This window comes from Flavobacterium sp. PL11 (assembly GCF_035985025.1).
GTDB lineage: Bacteria > Bacteroidota > Bacteroidia > Flavobacteriales > Flavobacteriaceae > Flavobacterium.
On record NZ_JAXCIA010000004.1, the window covers coordinates 136,291 to 162,675 of the forward strand.

General features: G+C 34.0%; 20 protein-coding genes and 2 riboswitches. Of the genes, 18 read left to right on the forward strand and 2 right to left on the reverse strand.

Annotated features, from left to right (window positions below; genetic code table 11):
- Positions 1 to 463: 463 nt before the first annotated feature.
- The 7 genes from RCH18_RS03710 to RCH18_RS03740 all read left to right on the forward strand — a co-directional run bounded on the left by RCH18_RS03710 (position 464) and on the right by RCH18_RS03740 (position 8,356).
- Positions 464 to 670: a hypothetical protein gene (locus RCH18_RS03710; protein ID WP_326935423.1), complete on the forward strand. Its 207-nt coding sequence runs from the start codon at positions 464 to 466 to the stop codon at positions 668 to 670.
- A 230-nt stretch (positions 671 to 900) separates the two neighbouring features.
- A riboswitch (SAM riboswitch) is annotated at positions 901 to 1,008 on the forward strand.
- A gap of 78 nt (positions 1,009 to 1,086) precedes the next feature.
- Positions 1,087 to 4,473: a bifunctional aspartate kinase/homoserine dehydrogenase I gene (gene thrA / locus RCH18_RS03715; RefSeq protein WP_326935424.1), complete on the forward strand. Its 3,387-nt coding sequence runs from the start codon at positions 1,087 to 1,089 to the stop codon at positions 4,471 to 4,473.
- Between the two features lie 98 nt (positions 4,474 to 4,571).
- Complete coding sequence (locus RCH18_RS03720; protein WP_326935425.1) at positions 4,572 to 5,003, forward strand: OsmC family protein; 432 nt, start codon at positions 4,572 to 4,574, stop codon at positions 5,001 to 5,003.
- Between the two features lie 102 nt (positions 5,004 to 5,105).
- The gene (locus RCH18_RS03725) at positions 5,106 to 6,278 is read left to right on the forward strand and encodes a trans-sulfuration enzyme family protein (RefSeq protein WP_326935426.1); all 1,173 of its coding nucleotides are present in this window, start codon (positions 5,106 to 5,108) and stop codon (positions 6,276 to 6,278) included.
- Positions 6,279 to 6,398: 120 nt separating this feature from the next.
- Positions 6,399 to 6,998, forward strand: coding sequence for a Uma2 family endonuclease (locus RCH18_RS03730; RefSeq protein WP_326935427.1), 600 nt, complete (start codon positions 6,399 to 6,401; stop codon positions 6,996 to 6,998).
- A gap of 177 nt (positions 6,999 to 7,175) precedes the next feature.
- Entirely contained in the window at positions 7,176 to 7,775 is a 600-nt protein-coding gene (locus RCH18_RS03735) for a Uma2 family endonuclease (RefSeq protein WP_326935428.1), read from the forward strand.
- A gap of 170 nt (positions 7,776 to 7,945) precedes the next feature.
- Entirely contained in the window at positions 7,946 to 8,356 is a 411-nt protein-coding gene (locus RCH18_RS03740) for an RrF2 family transcriptional regulator (protein ID WP_326935429.1), read from the forward strand.
- A gap of 522 nt (positions 8,357 to 8,878) precedes the next feature.
- Here the strand turns inward: RCH18_RS03740 and RCH18_RS03745 are convergent.
- Positions 8,879 to 9,661, reverse strand: a complete 783-nt coding sequence (locus tag RCH18_RS03745; protein ID WP_326935430.1) for a sulfite exporter TauE/SafE family protein — start codon at positions 9,659 to 9,661, stop codon at positions 8,879 to 8,881.
- Positions 9,662 to 9,981: 320 nt separating this feature from the next.
- Here RCH18_RS03745 and RCH18_RS03750 point away from each other — a divergent pair, with 320 nt between their 5' ends.
- The 11 genes from RCH18_RS03750 (at position 9,982) to RCH18_RS03800 (ending at position 25,136) form a co-directional block, all read left to right on the forward strand.
- Positions 9,982 to 10,680: a phosphoadenylyl-sulfate reductase gene (locus tag RCH18_RS03750; protein ID WP_326935431.1), complete on the forward strand. Its 699-nt coding sequence runs from the start codon at positions 9,982 to 9,984 to the stop codon at positions 10,678 to 10,680.
- A 77-nt stretch (positions 10,681 to 10,757) separates the two neighbouring features.
- A complete protein-coding gene (cysD, locus tag RCH18_RS03755) occupies positions 10,758 to 11,657 on the forward strand; it encodes a sulfate adenylyltransferase subunit CysD (protein WP_326935432.1) in 900 nt (299 codons plus the stop codon).
- 75 nt (positions 11,658 to 11,732) lie between these two features.
- The gene (locus tag RCH18_RS03760) at positions 11,733 to 12,977 is read left to right on the forward strand and encodes a sulfate adenylyltransferase subunit 1 (RefSeq protein WP_326935433.1); all 1,245 of its coding nucleotides are present in this window, start codon (positions 11,733 to 11,735) and stop codon (positions 12,975 to 12,977) included.
- A 97-nt stretch (positions 12,978 to 13,074) separates the two neighbouring features.
- Positions 13,075 to 15,168, forward strand: coding sequence for a HEPN domain-containing protein (locus tag RCH18_RS03765; RefSeq protein WP_326935434.1), 2,094 nt, complete (start codon positions 13,075 to 13,077; stop codon positions 15,166 to 15,168).
- On the forward strand, positions 15,158 to 15,952 hold the full coding sequence (gene cobA, locus RCH18_RS03770) for a uroporphyrinogen-III C-methyltransferase (protein ID WP_326935435.1): 795 nt from the start codon (positions 15,158 to 15,160) through the stop codon (positions 15,950 to 15,952). The genes RCH18_RS03765 and cobA overlap by 11 nt, the downstream gene beginning before the upstream one ends.
- A complete protein-coding gene (locus RCH18_RS03775; RefSeq protein ID WP_326935436.1) occupies positions 15,939 to 16,517 on the forward strand; it encodes a precorrin-2 dehydrogenase/sirohydrochlorin ferrochelatase family protein in 579 nt (192 codons plus the stop codon). The genes cobA and RCH18_RS03775 overlap by 14 nt, the downstream gene beginning before the upstream one ends.
- A 203-nt stretch (positions 16,518 to 16,720) precedes the next feature.
- Positions 16,721 to 17,773 (forward strand): NAD(P)/FAD-dependent oxidoreductase, encoded by a 1,053-nt coding sequence (locus tag RCH18_RS03780; protein ID WP_326935437.1) that lies wholly within the window; start codon positions 16,721 to 16,723, stop codon positions 17,771 to 17,773.
- A gap of 92 nt (positions 17,774 to 17,865) precedes the next feature.
- Positions 17,866 to 17,971: riboswitch (SAM riboswitch) on the forward strand.
- A gap of 273 nt (positions 17,972 to 18,244) precedes the next feature.
- Positions 18,245 to 19,246, forward strand: a complete 1,002-nt coding sequence (locus RCH18_RS03785) for a homocysteine S-methyltransferase family protein (RefSeq protein ID WP_326935438.1) — start codon at positions 18,245 to 18,247, stop codon at positions 19,244 to 19,246.
- A gap of 494 nt (positions 19,247 to 19,740) precedes the next feature.
- Positions 19,741 to 22,455, forward strand: a complete 2,715-nt coding sequence (metH, locus tag RCH18_RS03790) for a methionine synthase (protein ID WP_442788140.1) — start codon at positions 19,741 to 19,743, stop codon at positions 22,453 to 22,455.
- Between the two features lie 80 nt (positions 22,456 to 22,535).
- Positions 22,536 to 23,492, forward strand: coding sequence for a methylenetetrahydrofolate reductase [NAD(P)H] (gene metF / locus RCH18_RS03795; protein WP_326935444.1), 957 nt, complete (start codon positions 22,536 to 22,538; stop codon positions 23,490 to 23,492).
- Between the two features lie 336 nt (positions 23,493 to 23,828).
- Positions 23,829 to 25,136, forward strand: a complete 1,308-nt coding sequence (locus tag RCH18_RS03800) for a TIGR00341 family protein (protein WP_326935439.1) — start codon at positions 23,829 to 23,831, stop codon at positions 25,134 to 25,136.
- 173 nt (positions 25,137 to 25,309) lie between these two features.
- On the opposite strand, the gene gldA is transcribed toward RCH18_RS03800, so the two are convergent.
- Positions 25,310 to 26,209 carry a gliding motility-associated ABC transporter ATP-binding subunit GldA gene (gene gldA, locus RCH18_RS03805; protein WP_326935440.1) on the reverse strand — a complete coding sequence of 300 codons (900 nt, stop codon included), beginning with the start codon at positions 26,207 to 26,209 and terminating at the stop codon, positions 25,310 to 25,312.
- Positions 26,210 to 26,385 lie beyond the last annotated feature (176 nt).

Consider the following 26,385-nt stretch of genomic DNA (forward strand, 5'->3'; position numbering starts at 1 on the left):
GAAATATTCCTGAATTTATTTGGTTTATTGAAATATATTTTGCACTTTTGAGAAAATATCAAAGGAAAATGATTTCAACATTTTACAGTATGATTATAGTCGCTCAGGAAACTTCCTAAGGGTTGCTTTATACATAATTTAAAATCGAATTATAAGATTAAAGCTTCCTTAGATTAAAGGAAGCTTTTTTTTAAATATTAAATGGCTGAGATGCGTTTTAAACGAAACGGTAAGCATAAATATTAAAATTATGGTACAAAAAACATGTTACACCTCAGTCGCAACAAGGACGCTCTTAAATACTACATTGTATATTTATGACCGTTGATTTCCAAAAGTGTAAGTTTATAATATAACTTAAAACCCTTTTGGATATAAATCTAAAAGGGTTTTTGCTTTTAAAAATTATGTTATTAAAAAATAAGACAATAGAAAATAAATAATTAATCTAAATTCAAATGTTATGAGTGTTACTAATTTTTTCTTAAGGCCGTTTGGGCTTTTAAAGACTTTTGCTGCTAAAAGTAGAACAGTAGGAATCCGTGCTGAGTCCAATAAATTGATTCATCCAAGATTCGAAATTTCAAAAAATGCGTTAGCACAAAAAACAGTGCCTAGCTCATTACTTTTTCTAATGTATTCTGAAGAAAATGACGCGTTATTTATTTAAACGGTCACGATTTATTTTCGTGGATGAAATTTCTAAAAGAAGTTTTAAAATTGTTATTTTAATGAATTGACGGAGAAAATTTTCTTCAGATTTCTCGTTAAAATAACAATTTTTCATTTTTATTCCATTCTGATTAAAAGCTGGAACAACTATTTCGATTGCGCATAAAAATTTGGTTGTTAAAAAAAATAGTGCTTAATTTGCATCAATAAGTTCGTAAACGTATTGAAATGTTATAAAGAAAGGCAGAGGGATTAGACCCGATGAAGCCTTAGCAACCCTTCGATTTATCGAAGAAGGTGCTGCATTCTACCACGCTTCCCGTGGAAAGATAACACTAAGAACTAGTCTAGTAACTCCTAGCTTTCTTTCTAATATTTCCACACACAAATCAAAAATTATAAAAGATTTGCAAATTGGAAAATAAACCAACACACATTACCCTTGAAAATTTCACCACCCATAATGGTGCTTTTTATGCTACGCTAAACTTAAGTTATCAGGTTTTTGGTGCACCATTACACACGGCTCCTATAATTTTAATCAATCATGCATTAACTGGAAACTCACAAGTAATTGGCGAGTCTGGATGGTGGAATGATATTGTAGGAATCGATAAAACCATTGATACTCGGAAATATACGATTGTCGCTTTTGATGTGCCAGGAAATGGTTTCAATTCACCTACTATCGAGAATTATAGAGATTTTATAGCTAGAGATATCGCTAGAATTTTTCTCGAAGGACTCAGCGTATTAAAGATTGATAATTTATTTGCACTTATAGGCGGATCTGTAGGTGGGGGAATAGGTTGGGAAATTTTGGCTTTAGATCCTAAGTTAGCTCAAAATTTTATCCCTATAGCAACCGATTGGAAAGCGACAGATTGGTTAATTGCCAACTGTTATTTGCAGGAGAAAATTTTGAACAATTCTAAAAAACCTATCGAAGATGCGCGCATTCACGCCATGATGTGCTACCGAACTCCAGAATCTTTTAAAGAAAAGTTTAACAGAGATATTAATAGACAACTAGAAACTTTTCAAGTAGAAAGTTGGTTGAATTATCACGGTGAAAAATTAGAAAAAAGGTTTCAGCTCTCCGCGTATAAAATGATGAACCAACTTTTGAAAACGATTGATATTACTCGGAATCAAGAGTCTTTCGAGTCACTTATTGCTAAAGTAGCAGCAAATATTTATATAGTAGGAATCAACTCTGATTTATTTTTCACAGCAAAGGAGAATAAGGAAACGTACAACGAGATAAAAAAATTCAAAAATAATGTATTCTATAGTGAGATTGACTCGCAACATGGGCACGATGCCTTTTTGATGGAATACGAACAATTAGACAATTTATTAGAGGTCGTCTTCAAAAATAAAAAACAAATGAAAATACTGAAATTTGGTGGTAAATCTTTAGCAAATGGCGAAGGGATCAATACAGTTTTAAATATTATTGAAAGTAAAATAAAACAAGAAGAAAAAGTGGCAATAGTGGTATCAGCCCGAGGAAAAGCAACGGACGAGTTGGATGATATTCTTACCATTGCGGTTAGGAACGGAAATTATAAACCACTTTTAGAGAGCTTCAAAAACTATCAAAAAGACGGTTTTGAAACTATTGATTTTTCGACAGAATTTGATAAATTAGATAAGCTTTTTGAAGGGGTAAGCTTGATAGGCGATTATAGTCCTAAAATTCAAGATCAAATATTAGCACAAGGTGAGGTGCTCGCGGCTAAGTTATTAGTATCGTTGTTAAATAATCGAGGTATTCCTGCAAAGTTAGCTGATACCCGAGAGTTAATTGTAACAGACTCTAATTTTGGCGATGCGCAACCTTTAGAAACACTTTCTAAAAAGAATATTATCCAGATATTTAAAGAAAATCAAAATACTGTTCTAGTAATTACAGGTTTTATTGGTGCCAATGCAAAACACGAAACGACAACTTTGGGCAGAAACGGAAGTAACTACACGGCGTCTTTGATAGCGAATTTTATAAATGCAGAAGAATTACAAAATTTCACGCACGTAGACGGAATTTACACCGCTAATCCTGATTTAGTTCTTGATGCTAAAAAGATTGACCATTTGACTTTTAATGAAGCAAATGAATTGGCTAATTTTGGAGCTACAATTCTACATGCAAAAACCATAATTCCTTTATTGGAAAAAAACATTCCGCTTCGTATTTTGAACACTTTCAATCACGAGAATAAAGGAACTCTTATCACATCTAATGCTAATGGAGCGGGAATAAAAACGCTTTCAGTTTTAGAAAACGTAGCTTTAGTGAATCTTGAAGGAAGGGGATTGCTGGGAAAAACAGGAGTTGATGCCCGAATTTTTAGAGTGATGGGCGATAATGATATTAGTGTAAGTATCATTTCTCAAGGATCATCAGAAAGAGGAATTGGTTTAGTAGTTGCCGCTGATAAAGCGACAAAAGCAATGATTGAATTAGAAAAGGAATTTGAAAACGATTTCTATTCGAAAGATGTTAATAAAATTACGGTAACTGATAATGTTTCAGTAATTTCAATCATAGGTCAGGATTTAAGTACTTTTCATAAACCATATACAGCCTTAATTAAAAATAAAATAATCCCAATCCTTTTTAATAATACAGTAACGGGCAAGAATGTGAGTTTAGTTGTTAAGAAAACGGAACTTTACAAGGCATTAAATGTTATTCACGGTGAGATTTTTGGAGTTTCAAAGAAAATCAACATTGCTATTTTTGGTCATGGGTTAGTAGGTGGAACTTTGATTAATCAAATTTTAGAATCAGCACAAGCAATTGAAGAAAGAAAGCATATCAAATTGAATGTTTTTGCAATTGCTAATTCTAGAAATATTCTATTGAATAAAAACGGAGTGACAACAAACTGGAGAAATGAAATCGAGAGCAGTGGTATTTCTTATACAATCGAGGATGTAATTGCTTACGCTAATGAGCATCATTTAGAAAATTTAATTGCAATAGACAATACCGCTAGCGCCACATTTGTGGAGAATTATATTCCATTAGTAGAAAGTAGCTTTGATTTAATTTCGTCAAATAAAGTAGCCAATACTTTAAGTTACGGATTTTACAAAGATTTAAGAAAATCACTAGCTGACAACCAGAAAAATTATTTGTACGAAACCAATGTTGGAGCTGGACTGCCATTGATTGATACTATAAAATTATTGCATCTTTCAGGTGAGAATATTACTAAAATCAAAGGTGTTTTCTCCGGGACTTTGAGTTATTTATTTAATAATTTCTCTGCAAAGGATGCTCCATTTAGCGAAATTCTGAAAGAAGCAATTGATAATGGTTATACTGAACCAGATCCAAGAGAAGATTTATGTGGTAATGATGTAGGTAGAAAATTATTGATCTTAGCGAGAGAATTAGACTTGCAAAATGAGTTTGAAGAGGTTGCTATTCAAAACCTTATTCCTGAACATTTAAGGAAAGGCAATGTTGCTGATTTCTTAAATAAATTAGAAGAATTTGATCCTATTTATGATAAAATTAAAAAGGACCAAAAACCAAATCATGTCCTGCGATATATAGGAGAACTATCAGGAGATTTGCAGCATGATAAAGGCATATTAGAAGTAAAATTAGTTTCCGTGCCTTCAGATACAGCTCTTGGGGGATTGAAAGGTTCTGATTCTTTCTTTGAGATTTACACCGAGTCTTATGGCGATCGACCAATCGTCATTCAAGGCGCTGGCGCTGGATCAGCCGTTACAGCAAGAGGTGTTTTTGGAGATATTTTAAGATTGTCGGATAAAGGGTAATTAAAAGTGATCAGTGTTCAATTTTGAGTGTTCAGTTAAAAACAAATCCGTTGAAGTTACAGTGTAAAACCGTATCATCAGCGCTTAATTAAAGAATTATGAAAGTAACGTTAAACAGAGTAAACGACAATTTCCATTTCGAATTGAAAAATGAAAGAGGGCATTTAGTAAACGTAGACAGCCGTCCAGAATTTGGAGGCAATGACATGGGATCAAGTCCTATGGAATTAATATTGATGGGGGTTGCGGGCTGCAGCGCCATTGATATGATTTCGATTTTAAAAAAGCAACGACAAGAAATCACATCTTTCAAAGCTGAGGTAGAAGGTGAAAGAGTTCAAGTAGGCGAGGCAAATCCTTTTAAAAACATTTATGTTGTTTTCTACTTAGAAGGTGATATCAAAGAAGATAAAGCAGCAAAAGCAGCACAACTATCTTTTGAAAAATACTGCTCTGTTTCTAAAACGTTAGAGCCCACTGCAACAGTACATTATAAAGTGGTTTTGAATGGAAAAAAATTAGAAAGTTAAAAGATTTTTTAATTAGACCATTGATTCTAAAAAAGAACACAATATTAACCATTAAATTCCTCGCAATTATTTCCTCTTTTGGGATAATGAGGCTTTCATATTATGAACAATTCAGAATTTGGTTTTGAAACCCAAGCCATCCGCACCCAGTTAGAAAGAACACAATTTCAAGAACATTCTGTTCCCTTATATTTATCATCTAGTTTTGTATTTGATGATGCCGAGGACATGCGCGCTTCCTTCACAGAGGAAAAAGAAAGAAATATTTATAGCCGTTTTAGCAATCCTAATACGAGTGAGTTTGTCGAAAAGATATGCAAAATGGAGGGTGCCGAAGCTGGTTATGCTTTTGCAACAGGCATGGCTGCAGTGTTTTCGACTTTTGCAGCAATACTAAATTCAGGAGACCATATCGTTTCTGCAGGCAGTGTATTTGGTTCTACACATGCGTTGTTTATGACTTATTTTCCAAAATGGAATATTGAAACTTCTTATTTTGATATCAATAAACCAGAGATGATTGAAAATTTCATAAAGCCAAACACTAAAATTTTATATGCAGAATCTCCAACAAATCCAGCAGTAGATATTATAGACTTAGAATTATTAGGCAACATTGCTAAAAAACACAATTTAATCTTGGTAATTGACAACTGTTTTGCAACGCCGTACATTCAGCAACCTATAAAGTGGGGCGCTGATTTAGTAATTCATTCTGCTACAAAATTAATTGACGGTCAAGGCAGAGTTCTAGGTGGTGTTACCGTAGGAAATGAAGATTTGATTCGCAAAATATATTTATTTTCTAGAAATACTGGTCCAGCTTTATCGCCGTTTAATGCTTGGATTTTATCTAAAAGTTTAGAAACATTAGCAGTTCGTGTAGAAAAACATTGTGAAAACGCATTGATAGTAGCCCAATTTCTAGAAAACAATCCCAATGTGAACAACGTGAAATATCCGTTTTTGAAATCACATCCAAAATATGAAATCGCTAAAAAGCAAATGCTCTTAGGAGGAAATATTATCGCTTTTGAAATTAAAGGCGGACTAGAAGCAGGAAGAGCTTTCTTAGATAAAATAAAATTGTGTTCCCTCTCTGCCAATATTGGCGACACTAGAACAATTGTTACGCATCCCGCATCTACAACTCATAGTAAATTATCAGTGGATGAACGCTTGGCGGTGAGTATTACAGATGGTTTAGTCCGCGTATCAGTAGGACTAGAAACGGTTAAAGATGTAATAACCGACCTAGAGCAGGCATTATCTTAGGTTTGTGATTAACGATTTTATATTGCAGATTTACAGCGAATTTTTGTAAACGATACGTTCAGCATTAATTCAATATTTTCTGTAACAAAATTACCTAACTTTGCTTTAAACACTATTGATATGAACACTGTTATCACAAATATTAATCAACTCGACCCAAATGGAAGTTACACTTACGCCGATTATTTGCTGTGGCAATTTAAAGAGCGTGTGGAGTTGATAAAAGGAAAGATTTCTCTGATGAGTCCAGCTCCTAATAGGAAACATCAAGATATTTCAATGGCGACAACTTTAATTTTAGCAAAGTTTTTAAAAAATAAAGAGTGCAAAATGTATGCTGCACCATTTGATGTTCGATTAATTAATTATAAATCAAGCACAAATGACAATAAAATTATTTCAGTTGTTCAGCCTGATCTATGTGTAATTTGCGACATTAGTAAACTAGACGACAAAGGCTGTTTAGGTGCTCCTGACTTAATTATTGAAATTCTTTCTCCTGGAAATTCTAATATTGAAATGGATATAAAATTCGATTTATACCAAGAAAACCGGATAAAAGAATATTGGATTGTAAACCCAACAGATGAAACAGTTTATATTTATGTTTTAGAAAATGATAAATATATTGGGTTAAAGCCAGCAACAAATGATACGCTATTAAAAAGTCCAACATTCGAGAATCTCAACTTTCCTGTTAAAGATATTTTTGTTGTTTAGATAAAGATATTCGATTTAAGTTTATACAATTAATTGGCTTTTATTATTAAAGCAATCTGGCTTTTTGAAAATTACCAAGTGATTATTTTAAAAGAACCTAGATTGATAATATATTTAAGGGATTGTTATAAAAAATTTTCTAATATAAAAAATTACTTTATTTTAAACGCTATCGATATGAATACTGTTATTACGAATTTTAATCAACTAGATCCAAATGGAAATTACACTTATGCCGATTATTTGCTATGGCAATTTAAAGAGCGTGTAGAGTTGATAAAAGGAAAGATTTTCAAGATGAGTCCAGCTCCAAGCAGGAAACATCAAGATATTTCGTGGAGGCTAACGCGCGAAATCGATAAAACTTTTAGTGAAACTTCATGTAAAATGTATGCTGCACCTTTTGATATTCGTCTTATAAATCATTTAGTGAGTACCACCGATAATAAAATTATTTCAGTTGTTCAGCCTGATTTATGTGTAATTTGCGACATTAGTAAACTAGACGACAAAGGCTGTTTAGGTGCTCCTGATTTAATTATTGAAATTCTTTCTCCTGGAAATTCTAATAGAGAAATGAACATAAAATTCGATTTATATCAAGAGAATGGCGTAAAAGAATATTGGATCGTAAATCCAAGCGATGAAACAGTTTACATTTATGTCTTAAAAAATGATAAATATATTGGTCTAAAGCCAGCTACAAATGGAACTTTACTAAAAAGTCCAACCTTTGAAAATCTCAATTTTCCAGTTAAAAATATTTTTGATGTTTAATTTCGGTAATATAAATTTGCATTTCAGAAAATATTTTTAATATTTCTCCTTAACCTTAGATTTGTGATTAACGTTTTTACATTGTAGATTTGAACGAATAATTTAAAGTATGATGGTTTTTATTAAATCAAAAATCGTTAATCCTCATTAAAAAATCAAAAATCGCATCAATGCTTTCTAAAAAAACTAAATACGGAATAAAAGCGATGACTTTTTTGGCACGTCAAAAGGACAGTACGCCAGTCGCAATTGCTGAAATAGCAAAGAGTGAAAACATTTCGTTAAAATTTTTAGAAAGTATATTATTGTTACTGCGTCACTCTGGATTTTTAGGTGCAAAGAAAGGAAAAGGTGGCGGTTACTATCTAATTAAGGAGCCAAAAGATATTAATATGGCTCATGTTTACCGCATTCTTGAAGGGCCCATAGCACTTTTACCTTGTGCTAGTCATAATTTCTATGAAAAATGTGAGGATTGTAAAGATGAAGTCGCTTGTGCAGTTCGCAAGTTAATGATTGAAGTGCGCGACAATACCTTGCAAATTTTAGAAAGTAATACCCTTGCCGATATCGCTTTTTAAATCATTTGATAAAAGGGTATTTATTTGGGCGTGACCCTTCAGTTTGCCTCGTCGTTCCTCCTAACAACTTCGGGTCGGGCTTTTCGTTACAATCTTTTTTATTTTATTCCGCTACCGCTTTATAAAATAAAAAAGAATTTCCTGTGCAATCCCAATGTCATTAAGTAACGCTTTTAGCTCTCAAACTTTGTCATTCTGACGAAGGAAGAATCTTTGTTTGTTGCTCTCGTTTATTGAGATTTCTTCGCCTTTTCAGGTAAACCCTTGAGTCCTCCTTCGTAGGAATCACAAAAACAAAAACACTATTTAATTATTATCCTTAACTTGAATACATTGACAGCAACCCCTCACGCAGCAAAAAATAAAATTTTGTCTTAGGGAGATAAGGTTGTAGCAGTTATTTAGCATTATTTTTAAACTTAAAATATAGCGCAAGAACTCTATAATTAAATGTATTTATAAAAGAGTAAATGAAAAATTATGAGACTTATATGGCTTAAAAAACTTTACTAATTCAAAAAACTAAAAAACTAATTGATATCCTACAAAAAATAGCATTATCGCGATTGCATTTCTAAGAAATAGATCTGGAACTTTTCCACTTAACATGCTTCCAACATATATTCCTGGTAGTGATCCTATCATTAATTGCGCTAATAATCCAAGATCTAGGTTTCCCATTGAAGCATGCCCTAGTCCAGCTACAAGTGTCAATGGAACTGCATGAGCGATTTCGGTTCCTACTAATCGCGGAGTAGCTAATAATGGATATAAGAAAAATAAAGTTACAGTTCCTAAAGCGCCAGCTCCTATAGATGTTAATGTAACAACTGCTCCTAGTATTAATCCGATTATAACAGTTAGTAAATTCTGTGTATTACTTTCACTATGAAATTTGTCACCAGCATGTTTTTGTGAAAGTAACAAAAGTTTCTTTTTAAATATAATAGCTACTGCGGTAAGTAAAAGAGCCCATCCTAATCCTTGTTTTATGACGTTATTTAAAACCGTAATATCGGTTTTTATACTATGTAAAATCCATAATGTAAGTAGAGCTGCGGGAATACTGCCTAGAGAAAGCCATGCTGTGATAGTCCAATTTATATTCTTTTTTTTGTGATGTACATAAACGCCTCCCATTTTAGTAAAGGCGGCGTAAAGTAAGTCTGTGCCCACTGCAGTTGTAGGTGGAATTCCAAACCATAACAAAATGGGTGTCATCAATGAGCCGCCTCCTACTCCAGTCATACCAACGATGAAACCAACGGCTAAGCCAGCAACTACTAATCCAAATTCAAAATCCATACTATAATTTTCGACAAAAATAAATATTAATAATAAATCATCCTATGGGATAAGTAGACTAAATATTTTGTTAGTGTGCGATTTACGTATTAGGTAAATAGTAATGGCAATTTTTACCAATATCATAATTTACTTGTCGAATTTCTAGAATATAATAAATCATGAACTAGATGTGCTGAAATTTATGCTAGTTTTCACGTCAAACCTGCTGTTTACAACCAATAATTTTTTTAAATTATTTTGTGAATTAAAAATAAATACTATTTTTGCGATATAATCTATAAAGCCTATAGGGTAATAGATCAAAATTAAGTAGCAAAATGGATAAAGAACTAATATCGATATTAATTGATAAAACAGAAAAATTTTCTATCGCGGAAACATTAGCTTTTTTAGCAAATGAATTTAAAAATCAAGCGGTTTTTTCAACTTCTTTTGGGCAGGAAGATCAAGTAATTACTGATATAATTGCGAGTCAAAATTTGCCAATCACCATTTTTACATTAGATACAGGTAGGTTGTTTCAAGAAACGTATGACGTTTTTCACAAAACCTTGACCAAGTATAAAATGAATATTAAAACCTATTTTCCAGAAGCAACCGCAGTAGAAGAATTATTAAATCAAAAAGGTCCAAACAGTTTTTACGATTCCGTGGAAAACAGAAAAGAATGTTGCTTCATTCGAAAAGTAGCTCCACTAACTAAAGCTTTGAAAGGAAATTCAGTTTGGATCACAGGTTTAAGAGCGGAACAGTCTGTAAATAGAAATGACCTAGCGCTTTTTGAATATGATGAAAACTTTGCCATATTAAAATTTAATCCTTTATTAAAATGGACTTTAAAAGATGTTGAAGACTATTTAGAAATAAATAATGTTCCACAAAACACATTGCATAAACAAGGATTTGTGAGTATAGGTTGCGCTCCCTGCACCAGAGCAATTACTGCTGGAGAAGATATAAGAGCAGGAAGATGGTGGTGGGAATCAAGTTATAAAGAATGTGGTTTACACCAATAATGAAAACTTAATCGTTTAATCGATTAACTGTTTGATCAATTAACCAAATAAGCAGTTAACCAAATCACCGTAAAATAATGAGCACATTATTAAAAACAAACGCATTAGAAAGCGAAGCAATATACATTTTAAGAGAAGTTATTTCTCAATTTAATAAACCAGTTTTGCTTTTTTCAGGTGGAAAAGATTCGATAACATTAGTGCGATTAGCTCAAAAGGCATTTTTCCCAGCTAAAATTCCATTTCCCTTATTACATGTGGATACAGGCCATAATTTTCCTGAAACAATTGAGTTCAGAGACCGACTGGTGAAGGAATTAGGATTGGAATTAATCGTTCGAAATGTTCAAGACGCTATTGACCAAGGTAAAGTAATAGAAGAATCAGGGAAATATTCGAGCAGAAACAGTTTGCAAACTACTACACTTTTGGATGCTATTGAAGAATTTAAGTTTGATGCTTGTATCGGTGGTGCGCGTCGTGACGAAGAAAAAGCAAGAGCTAAAGAAAGGATATTTTCAGTAAGGGATGATTTTGGTCAATGGGATGAAAAAAACCAGAGACCCGAATTATTTGATATTTTGAATGGAAAAATTGAAAATGGGCAAAACGTTCGTGTTTTTCCAATTTCAAACTGGACGGAATTGGATGTTTGGAGCTATATCGAACAAGAGCAAATTGAAATTCCTTCTATTTATTTTTCACATAAACGCAAAGTGTTTATGAGAGACGGCCTGATTTGGTCGCATTCTCCTTTCGTTTACAAAGAAGAAAATGAGGAAATTCAAGAAAGAATTGTTCGTTTTAGAACCGTAGGCGACATGAGCTGTACTGCGGCAGTCGATTCCTATGCTACAACAATTCAAGAAGTGGTTGGTGAAATTAGAACCTCCACGATTTCAGAACGTGGTGCCAGAATCGATGATAAACGCTCGGAATCAGCGATGGAAAAAAGAAAACAACAAGGTTATTTTTAAGGAGTAAAACACAAGGAGTAAATTATTGAACTTACGATCTTAATACTTAATACGTAAACCTTAATACTTAAAAAAATGGAAGTTTTAAAAATAGCAACAGCAGGAAGTGTAGATGATGGAAAAAGTACTTTGATTGGTCGATTATTGTATGATACGCAATCATTAACGACAGATAAAATCGAAGCAATAGAAAAAAGCAGTAAACAAAAAGGATACGATTATCTTGATTTTTCGTTGGCTACTGATGGATTAGTAGCTGAGCGAGAGCAAGGAATAACTATTGATGTGGCACATATCTATTTTTCAACAGCCAAGAAAAGTTACATCATCGCTGACACGCCAGGACACGTTGAATATACTCGAAATATGGTTACTGGAGCTTCGACTTCACAGGTTTCAATTATTTTGATTGATGCGCGTAAAGGAGTTATTGAACAAACCTATCGTCACTTTTTTATTAATAACCTATTGCGAGTGAAAGAAGTAATTGTTGCGATTAATAAAATGGATTTAGTAGATTATTCTGAGGAAGTCTTTAATAAGATTAAAGCAGATTTTCAAGCCCTAAATGCTAAAAGTACTTTTAAAGAACAAACAGTAAGCTATATTCCTTTAAGCGCAATCAATGGCGGAAATGTGGTTGATAAATCAGAAAACATGAATTGGTATACTGGGCTAACGGTTTTAGAACATCTGGAAGCGCTTGAGCCAGCGGATCTTTACGAAAAAGGGAAAGCCCGTTTCCCAGTACAAACAGTTATTAGACCAAAGACGGAAAATTATCACGATTTTAGAGGATATGCTGGAAAATTATATGGTAACAATATTAAAGTGGGTGATGCGGTTACTGTTTTGCCATCGTTAACAAATTCTAAAATAGCTAAAATTCATTTTTTCGATAAACAATTTGATGAGGCTTCAGCAGGATCTTCTATCATTATCGAATTAGAAAATGATATCAATGTGACGCGAGGCGATATGATTGTAAAAGCAGATGAACTTCCTATAATTGAAAATGATATTAACATCACAATTTGCTGGATGGACAATAAAAAGCTAGTTGCTGGTGCAAAATATTTAATTCAGCATAATACGAACAGGCTTTTAGCAAAAATAGAAACTGTGAAAAATGTTATAGCAACTGATTATTCGGGTACTATTCCAGCAAATCAATTAGCAATTAATGAAATAGGCGAAGTAAGCATCAAGTTGAGTAAAGCAATTTATTATGATACATACAATGATAATAAATCGAACGGGGCTTTTATCTTAATAGATACCGCAACAAATACAACTGCAGGAGTAGGGTTTATTATTTAAGCCTTTAGCTTTTCACAATTGGCTTTTCGCCAAATAATTAAAACTATTCAACCTAACAGCTAATAGCCAACAGCTAATAGCCAAAAGCCTTAAAAACATGCAAAGTTTTAGAACCGAGATAGAAGATCCAATTGTCCAAAAAGACATAATCGATTTAGAGCGAAAAATAGCATTATTCCGTGATGGAAAAATTGATGATGAACGTTTTAGAAGCCTGCGACTAGCTCGAGGAGTTTACGGTCAACGTCAGGAAGGCGTACAAATGATTCGTATCAAATTGCCCTTTGGCAAAGTTACAAGCGAGCAATTACTGCGTATTACAAAAGTTTCCGATGAGTATTCAACAGGACGTTTGCACATCACGACGCGTCAGGATATCCAAATTCACTATGTGAGTTTAGATAAAACACCCCAACTTTGGGCTGAATTAGAGAAAAATGATGTTACCCTTCGCGAAGCTTGCGGCAATACCGTTAGAAATATTACGGCGAGTGAAACTGCGGGAATTGATGTAGACGAACCGTTTGACGTTTCGCCTTACGCACACGCTATGTTTCAGTTTTTCTTGAGGAATCCCATTTGTCAAGAAATGGGACGCAAATTTAAAATTTCATTTTCGTCTTCTGATAAAGATACCGCGTTGAGTTATTTGCATGATTTAGGTTTCATTCCAAAGATTGTAAATGGTGAAAAAGGTTTTAAAGTAATGCTTGGCGGCGGATTAGGTTCTCAACCGAGTCACGCGGAGTTGATGTCAGATTTTATCCCAGTAAACCAAATTATCCCTACTACTGAAGGAGTTTTAAGAATATTTGATCGCTTTGGCGAAAGAGCCAAACGCTTGAAAGCACGGATGAAATTCTTAATTAAAGATATTGGACGTGATGAATTTTTAAAATTAGTTGACGAGGAAAAATTAGCATTATCTCATCAAACAGTTGAAATTGACACAGCGGCTTTTGAAGTCGCTATCCCAGAACCATTATTAGAAGTTCCAATTGTAGTTGTTGAGGACACAGCTGCTTTCGAGGCTTGGAAAAAATCTAATGTCACCGCCCAAAAACAAGCGGGTTATGTATCAATTGGAATCAAAGTTTTATTAGGTGATTTTTATACCGATAAAGCACGATTATTAGCGGACTTAATTAAAAATTATGCAGCCAATGAACTGCGTTTCACGTTGAGACAAGATATATTGATTCGCCACGTGAAAGCAGAAAATTTGCCATTTTTCTATCAAGAATTAACCAAATTAGATTTTGTAAACTTGGGATACAATACAATTTCAGACGTCACAGCGTGCCCGGGAACAGATACTTGTAATCTAGGGATTGCAAGTAGTACTGGAATTGCAGTCGAACTTGAAAGAGTGTTAGCGGCAGAATATCCACAATACAGTAATAATCGCGAAATCACGATCAAAATTAGTGGTTGTATGAATGCTTGTGGCCAGCATAATATGGCCGAAATTGGTTTTCAAGGAATGTCTATCAATGCCGGAAAACTTGTTGCACCAGCACTTCAAGTATTACTCGGCGGTGGAAATTTAGGAAACGGATCAGGAAGATTTTCAGATAAGGTTATCAAAATCCCAAGCCGAAGAGGTCCTAACGCATTGCGTTTTATATTGGATGATTTTGAGGCTAATGCAAACGGATTATCATTCCTAAATTATTATGATCACAAAGGAGAGAAATATTTCTATGAACTTTTAAAACCATTAGCCGATTTAACGAATCTTACTGAAGCTGATTTCATTGATTGGGGCAATGCAGATAATTATGTAAAAGCAGTAGGTGTAGGAGAGTGTGCCGGCGTTATAATTGATTTGGTCGCCACCTTATTATTTGAAGCTAAAGACAAATTGACTTTCGCTAGGGAAGCTTTCGAAGATGAAAATTATGCTGATGCGATTTATCATGCTTATGCTGGTTTTGTAAATGGTGCTAAGGCATTACTGCTTTCAGAAAACCAAAAAACAAATCACCAAGCTGGAATAATCGATTTATTTGATACCGTTTTTGTGGCAACAAATAAAATTCCATTACCATCTAGTTTAAAACAGTTAGTATTCCAAATAAATCAAAATGAACCTTCTGAGGCTTTTGCCAAAAAATATATCGAGGAAGCAGTCAATTTTTTCGAAACTATTGAAATGTTCAGAGCAAAAGACCTTGTAAATGAAAAATAAAATAAATTCTCGAATTACATTAGTGGGTGCGGGACCAGGAGATCCTGATTTACTGACAATTAAAGGGGCAAAAGCATTGGCAGAAGCAGATGTGGTTTTGTACGATGCTTTGGCAAACGAAGAACTACTTTCTTTTGCTCCTAAAAAAGCACTTAAAATATTTGTTGGAAAAAGAAAAGGTTGTCATGCTTACACTCAAGACGAAATAAATCAATTAATTATTGATAATGCTTTGACCTATGGACATGTGGTTCGGTTGAAAGGAGGAGATCCATTTATCTTCGGAAGAGGAATAGAAGAAATAGAATTCGCAGAAAGTTTCGGAATTCCGACTGTCGTTGTTCCAGGAATTTCATCCTCGATTGCGGTTCCGGCATCACAAGGAATTTCACTAACAAAGAGAGGTGTTTCAGAGAGTTTTTGGGTAATTACAGGCACAACTTCCGCAAGAAAATTATCTAATGATATCGCGCTAGCAGCGCAATCAACTGCAACAGTCGTAATATTGATGGGAATGAGCAAACTAGCTGAAATTGTGGCTTTGTTTCAAAAAGAATCTAAAGGAGAAATGCCCGTTGCAATTATTCAAAATGGAACAACACCACAAGAAAAAATAGGAATTGGAACCGTAAATAACATCCAAAAAATAGTAGCTGAGAATAATTTGGGTTCGCCAGCGATAATCGTTATTGGAGAAGTTGTAGGCGATAGTAAGAAAAGAAATATTTTTTATAACGAATTGAAATCACAACACAATAAAGTGCTAGTTTATGGAAAGGAATGAGCTATATCCTATATTTTTAAAACTTCAAAATCTCAATACACTAATTGTGGGTGGAGGGAACGTAGGTTTAGAAAAGTTATCGTTCTTATTAAAATCCAGTCCAAATGCAATTGTTGAGGTAGTAGCACCGAGGTTTTTACCTGAATTACAAACTTTGGCGGCAAGCCATTTATCAGTAAAACTGACAAATAAAAAATTCAATCGCTGGATGCTTCGTAAACGCAATCTCGTTATAGCTTGTACTGACGATTTAAAAGTTAATAAAAAGATTTACGATTTGTGCAGAAAAAGATTCTTGTTATGCAACATTGCAGATACACCACCATTATGCGACTATTATTTAGGGGGAATTGTAACCAAAGGCAATGTGAAAATTGCGATTTCAACTAACGGTAAATCACCAACAACGGCCAAAAGATTGCGAGAGTTTTTTGAGGAAGTCATCCCAGAAGATATCAGTAAGATGGTAGAAAACCTCAACGAATATCGTAGAACTTTGAAAGGAAATTTTGAAGAAAAAGTGCAAAAAATGAATGAAATCACAGAAACCTTAAAAAATCAGTAACAGCTGAAAAATAGGGTAAAGACATTAGTTATCAAAAAGATCTAAATTGTAATAAATCTTAATAATAACTTTGTATTTTTTTTAAAACAGATAATGCTGATATTTGTCATCAAAAAATAAAAAAAAGTAGATTTTCTTTGTATCAAATATAAAACACTTTCCTTAAGCCCTCTTTGGTGGTTAGGGAACTTAATTAATAAAAAATGATTAAAACAGATATTCTCATAATAGGAGCTGGTCCAACTGGCTTATTTGCAGTTTTTGAAGCAGGTTTATTAAAATTAAAATGTCATATTTTAGATGCTTTGCCACAAGCAGGAGGACAATTATCGGAGTTATATCCTAAAAAACCTATCTATGATATTCCAGGTTTTCCAGAGGTATTAGCGGGAGATTTAGTTGATAATTTGATGGAGCAAATTAAGCAATTTGAACCAGGATTTACATTAGGAGAACGTGCTGAAACTATCGATAAACAAGAAGATGGTAGCTTTATAGTTACTTCAAATAAAGGAAAACAATTTCATGCTTCAGTTATTGCAATTGCGGGTGGACTAGGAAGTTTTGAACCTAGAAAACCTTTAATTGATGGAATTAATTTCTATGAAGATAAAGGAATTAAATACTTTATTAAAAATCCTGAAAAATTTAGAGATAAAAAGGTAGTCATCGCAGGAGGTGGAGATTCAGCTTTGGACTGGAGTATTTTCCTTTCTAACATCGCTTCCGAAGTAACTTTGGTTCACAGAAGAAATGAATTTAGAGGTGCATTAGATTCTGTTGATAAAGTACAAGAATTAAAAAATGCTGGAAAAATTAGATTAATTACTCCGGCAGAAGTAATTGGTATTAATGGAGCGGAACATATTGAATCAGTTGTACTTGACGAAAATGGTGCTCAAAGAACAATTGCGACTGATTATTTCATTCCGCTTTTTGGACTAACGCCAAAACTGGGTCCTATTGGTGATTGGGGATTAGAAATAGAAAAAAATGCGATTAAAGTAAATAATGCATTAGATTATCAAACCAATATTCCAGGAATTTTTGCCATCGGTGATGTAAACACCTACCCTGGAAAGCTAAAATTAATACTATGTGGTTTCCACGAAGCTACATTAATGTGTCAAGCAGCTTACCAAATCATTAATCCTGGTAAGAAGTATGTTTTAAAATATACAACCGTTAGTGGTGTAGACGGCTTTGACGGAACACGCAAAGAAGCGCCAAAAGCAGTTGTTAAAGCAATAGTTTAACAACTTATAACAAACTAGTTAAAAAATATAGCGCTAATACTTGCAAGTATTAGCGCTTTGTATTTACTTTGCACCGTTCCTATATTTATTGAAAGTTATCACGAAAGGCGGAGGGAAAGACCCGATGAAACCTTAGCAACCCTTTATCTTATAAAGAAGGTGCTACATTCTACCTCGCTATGCGTGGATAGATAACACAAGAATACTTCCACAGTATTTCTCAAAAACTTTTCCTGACAACATTTTAATATCTTTTTAGAGCGAATTATTGGTGCTTTTTCAGCCAGTATTGTTCCTGCTGTACGCTATATCTTTTTTATTTAATTCCTTCATGGTTTAAAACCCTAAAGGAATTAAATAAAAAAGGATGCCGCTTCCATCAGGGCTAAATAGCTTTTATAGTGAACTTTTGTAATTATTAATCAAAAGTGTAAATCTTGAAGCTTCGAGATTGAATAGAAATAAAAAAATATGTCAAATATTCAAAAAGCCATAAAAGAAAGAATTCTCGTTTTAGATGGTGCCATGGGAACCATGTTGCAACGCTACAATTTTTCCGAAGAAGATTTTCGTGGAGAACGTTTCAAGGATTTTCCATATTCTCTTAAAGGGAATAATGACCTGTTGTCACTAACACAGCCACAAGCTATAAAAGCAATTCACGCTGCCTATTTTGAAGCAGGAGCAGATATTATAGAAACCAATACTTTCTCAAGTACCACAATTGGCATGGCTGATTATCATCTGGAAGCATTCGTTTATGAAATGAACTATGAATCAGCAAAAATTGCTCGTGAAGTAGCCGATGAGTTCACAGCTAAAAATCTTGACAAACCTCGTTTTGTAGCGGGTTCAGTAGGCCCAACAAACAGAACGGCAAGTATGTCACCTGATGTGAATGATCCAGGATATAGAGCCGTAACTTTTGATGATTTGCGTAAGGCATACAAACAACAAGTAGAGGCATTAATGGATGGCGGTTGCGATTTATTATTAGTCGAAACGATTTTTGATACTTTGAATGCTAAAGCAGCACTTTTTGCTATCGAAGAAGTCAAAGACGAACGCAATATTGATATTCCAATAATGGTTTCAGGTACTATTACCGATGCATCAGGAAGAACACTTTCAGGGCAAACGGTGGAAGCTTTCTTAGTTTCAATTTCACATATTCCGTTATTAAGTGTTGGTTTTAATTGTGCTCTTGGTGCCGATTTATTAAAACCCTATTTGCAAACTTTGTCCCATAATACCTCATTTAATGTTTCAGCGCATCCTAATGCAGGATTACCAAACGCTTTTGGAGAATACGATGAAACACCAGAGCAAATGCAAGCCTTTATCAAGGAATATCTTGACGACAACTTAGTAAATATAATAGGCGGATGCTGTGGAACAACTCCAGCACACATTAAGTTGATTGCTGAAAGTGCCAAGGATTATAAACCGAGAGTTTCAACGGCGGTGATGTAAAATGGTGACAATCTGTGCACCCTTTGTCAAAGTTTTAAACTTTGACAAAGGATATCAGTTGTTAGATTTGTAAGTTGATTTGAGCACGATGTTCTTACCAACCGCCAGCGCAAGCGTCTCGCATGTGCTCATAAAGAGGAATTAAAAAGTTGCTTTTATCGTTCTGAGAAACGAAGACTCGAGTGTTAGCGAACAGGCGAAGCAATCACATAAAGTGGCTCACATAACGGAGATTCTTCCTTCGTCAGAATGACAAGAATGTCGAAATGACAAGAATAAAATAAGATCGCTTCGTTCCTCGCAAGGACTCGAAGAATAAAGCTGCGTGAGGGATAGCAGTGGAGCTCCTTTTTATTGAATTGCTTAGGGTTTAAACCCTAAGCAATTCAATAAAAAGAGCGGGAACGAATAGCCCGACCCTTTTGGGTCACGCCAAAAAAATTGAAAAGGTGCTTTGAAAAAAGCAAATGATAGGATAAAATAACTTAGAACCTATGCAACGTAGGAACTTAGGAACTCAAGATAAAATGGTAAAAAAAGAAACGAGAAAAAACCTTGTATTATCAGGATTAGAACCGCTGATCATTACCCCTGACAGTGTTTTTGTAAATATTGGTGAACGCACCAATGTAACGGGTTCTAGAAAATTCCTCCGATTAATCAAGGAAGAGAAATACGAAGAAGCACTTAGTATTGCAAAAGAGCAAGTAGAAGGTGGCGCCCAAATCATCGATATTAATATGGATGAAGGGATGCTTGATGGCGTGTATGCAATGACAAAATTCTTGAACCTGATTGCTGCTGAACCTGATATTTCTCGAGTACCTATCATGATCGATAGCTCGAAATGGGAGATTATCGAAGCCGGTTTGAAGGTAGTACAAGGTAAAAGTGTAGTAAATTCTATTTCTTTGAAAGAAGGGGAAGAGGCTTTTATTCATCATGCTAAATTGATTAAGCGTTACGGAGCTGCAGTAATTGTGATGGCTTTTGATGAGGTAGGACAGGCAGATAATTACGATCGCCGAGTAGAAATTTGTCAGCGTTCGTATGATATATTAGTGGATAAAGTTGGTTTCCCTGCTCAAGACATTATTTTCGATTTGAATATATTTCCAGTAGCAACGGGTATGGATGAACACCGCCTGAATGCTTTAGATTTCTTTAGAGGAACCAAATGGGTTCGCGAAAACTTGCCTCATGCCCATATTAGTGGGGGTGTAAGTAATGTTTCGTTTTCATTTAGAGGAAACGATACAGTTCGTGAAGCAATGCATTCCGTATTCTTATATCATGCCATTCAAAACGGAATGACTATGGGAATTGTAAATCCAGAAATGCTTTCTATTTATGATGAAATTCCAAAGGAACTTTTAGAACGCGTTGAAGACGTAATTTTAAACAGACGCGATGATGCAACAGAGCGCTTGTTGGATTTTGCTGAAAATGTAAAAGGTGATGTAAAGGGTAATGAGAAAGCAATTCAAGAATGGCGATCCGGAACTGTACAAGAAAGAATTACGCATTCCCTTGTAAAAGGTGTGGATCAATTCATAGAGGAAGATGTTGAGGAAGCGCGATTAGCAGCTACAAAACCTATTGAAGTTATCGAGATCAACTTAATGGCCGGAATGAATGTCGTTGGTGATTTATTTGGATCTGGTAAAATGTTTTTGCCACAGGTGGTAAAATCAGCTCGTGTAATGAAAAAAGCAGTGGCTTATTTACTTCCTTACATTGAAGCTTCGAAGGAAGTTGGCGATAAGCGAGGGAATGGAAAAATATTGATGGCTACAGTAAAAGGAGATGTACACGATATTGGGAAAAATATTGTTTCGGTGGTTTTAGCGTGTAATAATTATGAGATTGTAGATTTAGGTGTGATGGTGGCTCCTGAAAAAATTATTGCAGCCGCCATAGAACACAATGTAGATATTATTGGTTTAAGCGGATTAATAACTCCATCACTTGATGAAATGGTATATCTAGCTAAAGAACTCGATAAACGAGATATCAAAATTCCAATTATGATTGGTGGAGCGACTACTTCTAGAGCACATACTGCCGTAAAAATTGCCCCACAATATAGGCAAACAGTTATTCACGTTAATGATGCTTCGAGAGCCGTGACGGTTGCTGGAAGTTTATTAAATAATGATAAGAAAATATATATGGCATCTATTCGCGAGGAATATGATGCTTTTAGAGAGACCTTTTTAAACAGATCTCGCGATAAAAATTTCTTGACTATTGAACAGGCTCGAAAAAATAAATTGCAATTAGATTGGGATAATTACACTCCAAAGAAGCCGAATTTTATCGGTGTAAAAGTAATTGAAGTCGAAATTGATGTCTTAGTTCCCTATATCGATTGGACTCCATTTTTTAGAACTTGGGAATTATACGGCAAATACCCCGCGATTCTTACCGATGAGGTGGTTGGCGAACAAGCAACTGCTGTTTTTGCTGATGCCAAGACCATGCTAAAAGTAATTTTGAAAGAAAAGAAATTGACCGCAAAAGGTATTTACGGTATTTTTCCGGCGAATCAAGTCAATGATGATGACATTGAAATCAGAAATGAAAAGGGAAAAGCATTAGAGATATTTTTGAGTTTGCGTCAACAATCTCAAAAAACGAAAGGAGCGCCAAACATTGCTTTAGCTGATTTTATTGCGCCAAAAGACAGTGGAATTACCGATTATATGGGTTGTTTTTGTGTAACAACTGGTTTTGGTGTTGATGAATGGGCTGAAGAATTTGTAAAAGATTTAGATGATTATAATGCTATCATGGTAAAAGCAATGGCCGATCGTTTGGCCGAAGCTTTTGCAGAATACCTTCACGAAAAAATACGAAAGGAAATTTGGGGCTATTCAGCTGACGAAGCATTGAGCACTGAAGATATGATTGCTGAAACCTATAAGGGTATTCGTCCCGCGCCGGGCTATCCAGCTTGTCCAGATCATTTAGAAAAACCAACAATTTGGAAACTACTCAATGTCGAAAAAGAAATAGGCGTTGTTTTAACCGAAAGTATGGCGATGTGGCCCGCTTCTGCTGTTTCAGGATATTATTTTGGAAATCCTGAGAGTAAGTATTTTGGACTCGGAAAAATAAAAGAGGACCAAGTCATTGATTATGCTAAGAGACGAAGTATTCCAAGTGACGTAGCAACAAAGTGGTTAAGTCCAAATATAGCAGATTAAAAATATAGTCCTAAAGTCTAAAGTCATAAAGTCCAAAAGACATGGCTTTAGACTTAGAGATTCAAACATTAAGACTTATAATGAAAGTAACACAACATATAGAAGAGGCAAAAGGAGAAACATTATTTTCATTTGAAATTATTCCACCTCAAAAAGGCAAAAGTATTCAAGAATTATACGACAATATAGATCCGTTAATGGAATTTAAACCGCCATTTATAGATGTAACTACTTCTCGTGAAGAATTTATTTATGTTGATAAAGGCAATGGATTATTAGACAAAAAGCTAACAAGAATGCGTCCTGGAACCTTGGGAATTTGTGCCTCAATAAAGCACAAATACAATGTAGATACTGTTCCACACGTACTTTGCGGTGGTTTTACAAAAGAGGAAACAGAATATCTATTGGTTGATTGTCATTATTTAGGAATCAATAATGTGATGGCTTTGCGAGGTGATGCAATGAAAGAGGAGCAATCCTTTGTGCCAAAAATGGGTGGGAACTGTCACGCCATAGATTTGGTACAGCAGATAAAATTATTGAACGAAGGGAAGTATTTACATGATGTAATTCATGTTGACAATAGATCTGATTTTTGTATTGGAGTTGCGGGTTATCCAGAGAAACATTTAGAATCGCCATCATTACTTTCAGATTTAAAACGCTTAAAAGAAAAAGTAGATGCTGGAGCTGACTATGTGGTGACACAAATGTTTTTTGACAATGAAAAATATTTTCAATTTGTTGCTAAAGCAAGAGAAATGGGAATAACAGTGCCTATAATTCCCGGAATAAAACCTTTGGCTGTGCAACGTCATTTACAAGTACTACCTCAAATTTTTCGTATTGACTTACCTGAGGATTTGATACAAGCGGTAGATGATTGCAAAGATAATGTAGCAATTAAGCAAGTCGGGATTGAATGGGCCATTCAACAGTCTTTAGAACTAAAAGCCGCTGGAGTTCCCGTTTTGCATTATTATTCAATGGGAAAATCGGAGAATATAAAACAAATTGCGAGTCAACTTTTTTAATGTTCTGGTAGACATCCTTCTATCTGCCTCGTTATATCATATTTAACGAGCTCTTTTCATTTATAAAAAGGGAATGTACTTTGTACACATTCTTCAGTATTTTAAATTTTTATAATCACATCATAATTGTTAAAATTTAGTAAGCAGTTACGTTCTTTTTCGTATTAATTAAATTGGATATATAAAAAAAACGCTTTATTATTTATATTTAATATCTGCTAAGCAGCGGCGGTCATTGTAATTATTAAGGAAAAATAACATTAGATTTGCTTTATTAATCAGCCAAAACGGGCAAATCTATTTAGGTCTGATTCTTAATGAATTAAAATTAAGTTGATGAGAGAAACGGTAAACAAAATTATAGGTTTTATAAATCTTAATTCTGGAGAAGAGGATAGACATAAAGTATTAGAAAATGTCAAAGCTAATATTTCATTTAGAGGTTCTAATCTTTGGATTTTGGCTTGTGCAATTGTTGTTGCGTCGATAGGTTTGAATGTCAATTCAACAGCTGTAGTTATTGGAGCGATGCTAATTTCTCCATTGATGGGACCTATTGTAGGCGCGGGATTTGGTTTAGGAATTTACGATTTTGATTTACTTAAAAGAGCTTTAAAAAACCTGCTAATTGCAACAATAGTGGGATTGTCAGTTTCAACATTTTATTTTTATCTAAGTCCATTTAAAGAAACACAATCAGAAATACTGTCTAGAACTTCTCCAAATATTTACGATATTTTTATCGCTTTTTTTGGAGGTTTAGTTGGTGTAATTGCAATTACAAGAGTTGAAAAGGGAAATCCCATTCCCGGTGTGGCCATTGCTACAGCTTTGATGCCACCACTTTGTACAGCAGGTTATGGATTAGCAGTGGGTAATTTTAGTTATTTTTTTGGTGCTATTTATCTATACTCTATTAATTGTGTTTTTATCTGTATTGCAACCTTTTTAATAGTCAAATATTTAAAATACAAACCTATTAAGCAAGTTGATGAACAGCATGCAAAAAAGGTTAAGTACGCTATGACTTCATTGATCTTGGTGATGATTATTCCCAGTATTTATTTTGCATATTTATTGATAGAAGAAAAAAAATTCAATCAAAAAATCGAACGTTATATTAGCGATGAATTTACCAATAAAGGATATACGATACTGTATAAAAAAATTGTAACAAATGTTAAGCCTAAGAAAATTGAATTAGTTTTTTTAACTAAGAAAACAACTAATAATGAGTTGAAAATACTAAATCAAAGATTAAAGACTTACGGAATCGAAAATACGCAACTAAAGATAAGACAAGATACAACAGACATCAAGAAATACATTTCAAATCAAATTAATTTTGAAAAATCAATTTTAAATAAAAAGGATGTGATCATTGCTAACTTAGGAAAACAAATAAAAACCAATACGTACAATAACGCTGCTATTTTAGCTGAGGCTAAAATTATTTTTCCTGAAATTGAGAATCTATCAATTTCAAACCACGTCTTTGATGAAAATACCGACAATGCTAAAGTTGTTCCTATTATGATCTATAAAAGTAAAAAAGAACTTTCTAAAGAAGCTAAAGTAAAATTAGTCATGTGGTTGCAGCAACGGCTATCAAAAGAAAAAATAGAAATTTATAGGCAAGCCTAGGAAGTGAGGCAGCTAGAATAAATTTAGGTAGTATTTTGTCTCGCTTAATGGAGTTGAAGCCTGCCTACTAGTAAGCTTTCGACTCCGATCAGGACTATCTAAATTTAGACTTGAGAATAAATCTGTATGAGATGATGTTTTTTTAAATCATTTCAGCAAATTGTTCCTATTGATTAGTTTTTAGTAATTTCTCTAAAGACAGCTTCAAGATTTTTATTTTTTTGATTCAGTTGTAGTGTTTTTAAACCATTAGCTGTAGCAAAATCAAAAACTACCGGACGCATATCTTTATCAGCAATGAATGTTAATTCCCAAATCATATCATGAGTGTTTTTATAAGAGGTAAGATTTTCCATTTTAGCAATTACCTGTTCTTCAATTTTATAATCAAATTCTACTTCTATAACTTGTTCTTTATCAGCAGAAATTAATTTATCTAATTTTTTATCGGCAACAATTTTACCATTATTGATGATAATTACGCGGTCGCAAATGGCTTCAACTTCTTGCATAATGTGAGTTGAAAGAAAAACAGTTTTATCTTTCCCTGCATTTTTGATCACATTTCGTATTTCAATTAATTGGTTGGGATCAAGGCCAGTGGTTGGTTCATCGAGAATTAAAACATCAGGATTATGCAATAAAGCATTAGCGAGTCCTACACGCTGGCGATAGCCTTTTGATAGTTGTCCTATTTTTTTATGACTTTCAGTTGTCAAGCCAGTCAGTTGAATTACTTCTTCAATTCGAGATTTTTCTACTTTATAAACATCAGCGTTAAACGCTAAATATTCCCGTACGTATAAATCTAAATAAAGTGGATTGTGTTCTGGTAAATAACCAATAGAGCGTTGAACGGCTTTTTGATCATCATTTACATCATGTCCATTTACAAGTGCTGAACCCGTATCAGCATTGATATAGGTAGTTAATATTTTCATTAAAGTAGATTTTCCAGCACCATTAGGACCTAAAAAACCAACGATCTCACCTTTGTTTATCGAAAATGATATGTCATCCAATGCTTTTTGAACGCCATAACTTTTTGAAATGTTCTTTACCTCTATTGACATACTATAATTATTTTATGCAAAAGTAAACAGAAAAAGTATTGATTTGGCACTTAAAAGATTGCCATTTGTTTAATTATAAACCAATCCTGTCCTAAACGTTTTAGGACTAAATAAATTTCCTTAATTCCATTGACTTTATTGCCTTTAAATCGTGATTTTCAAAATAGAACCCCCTG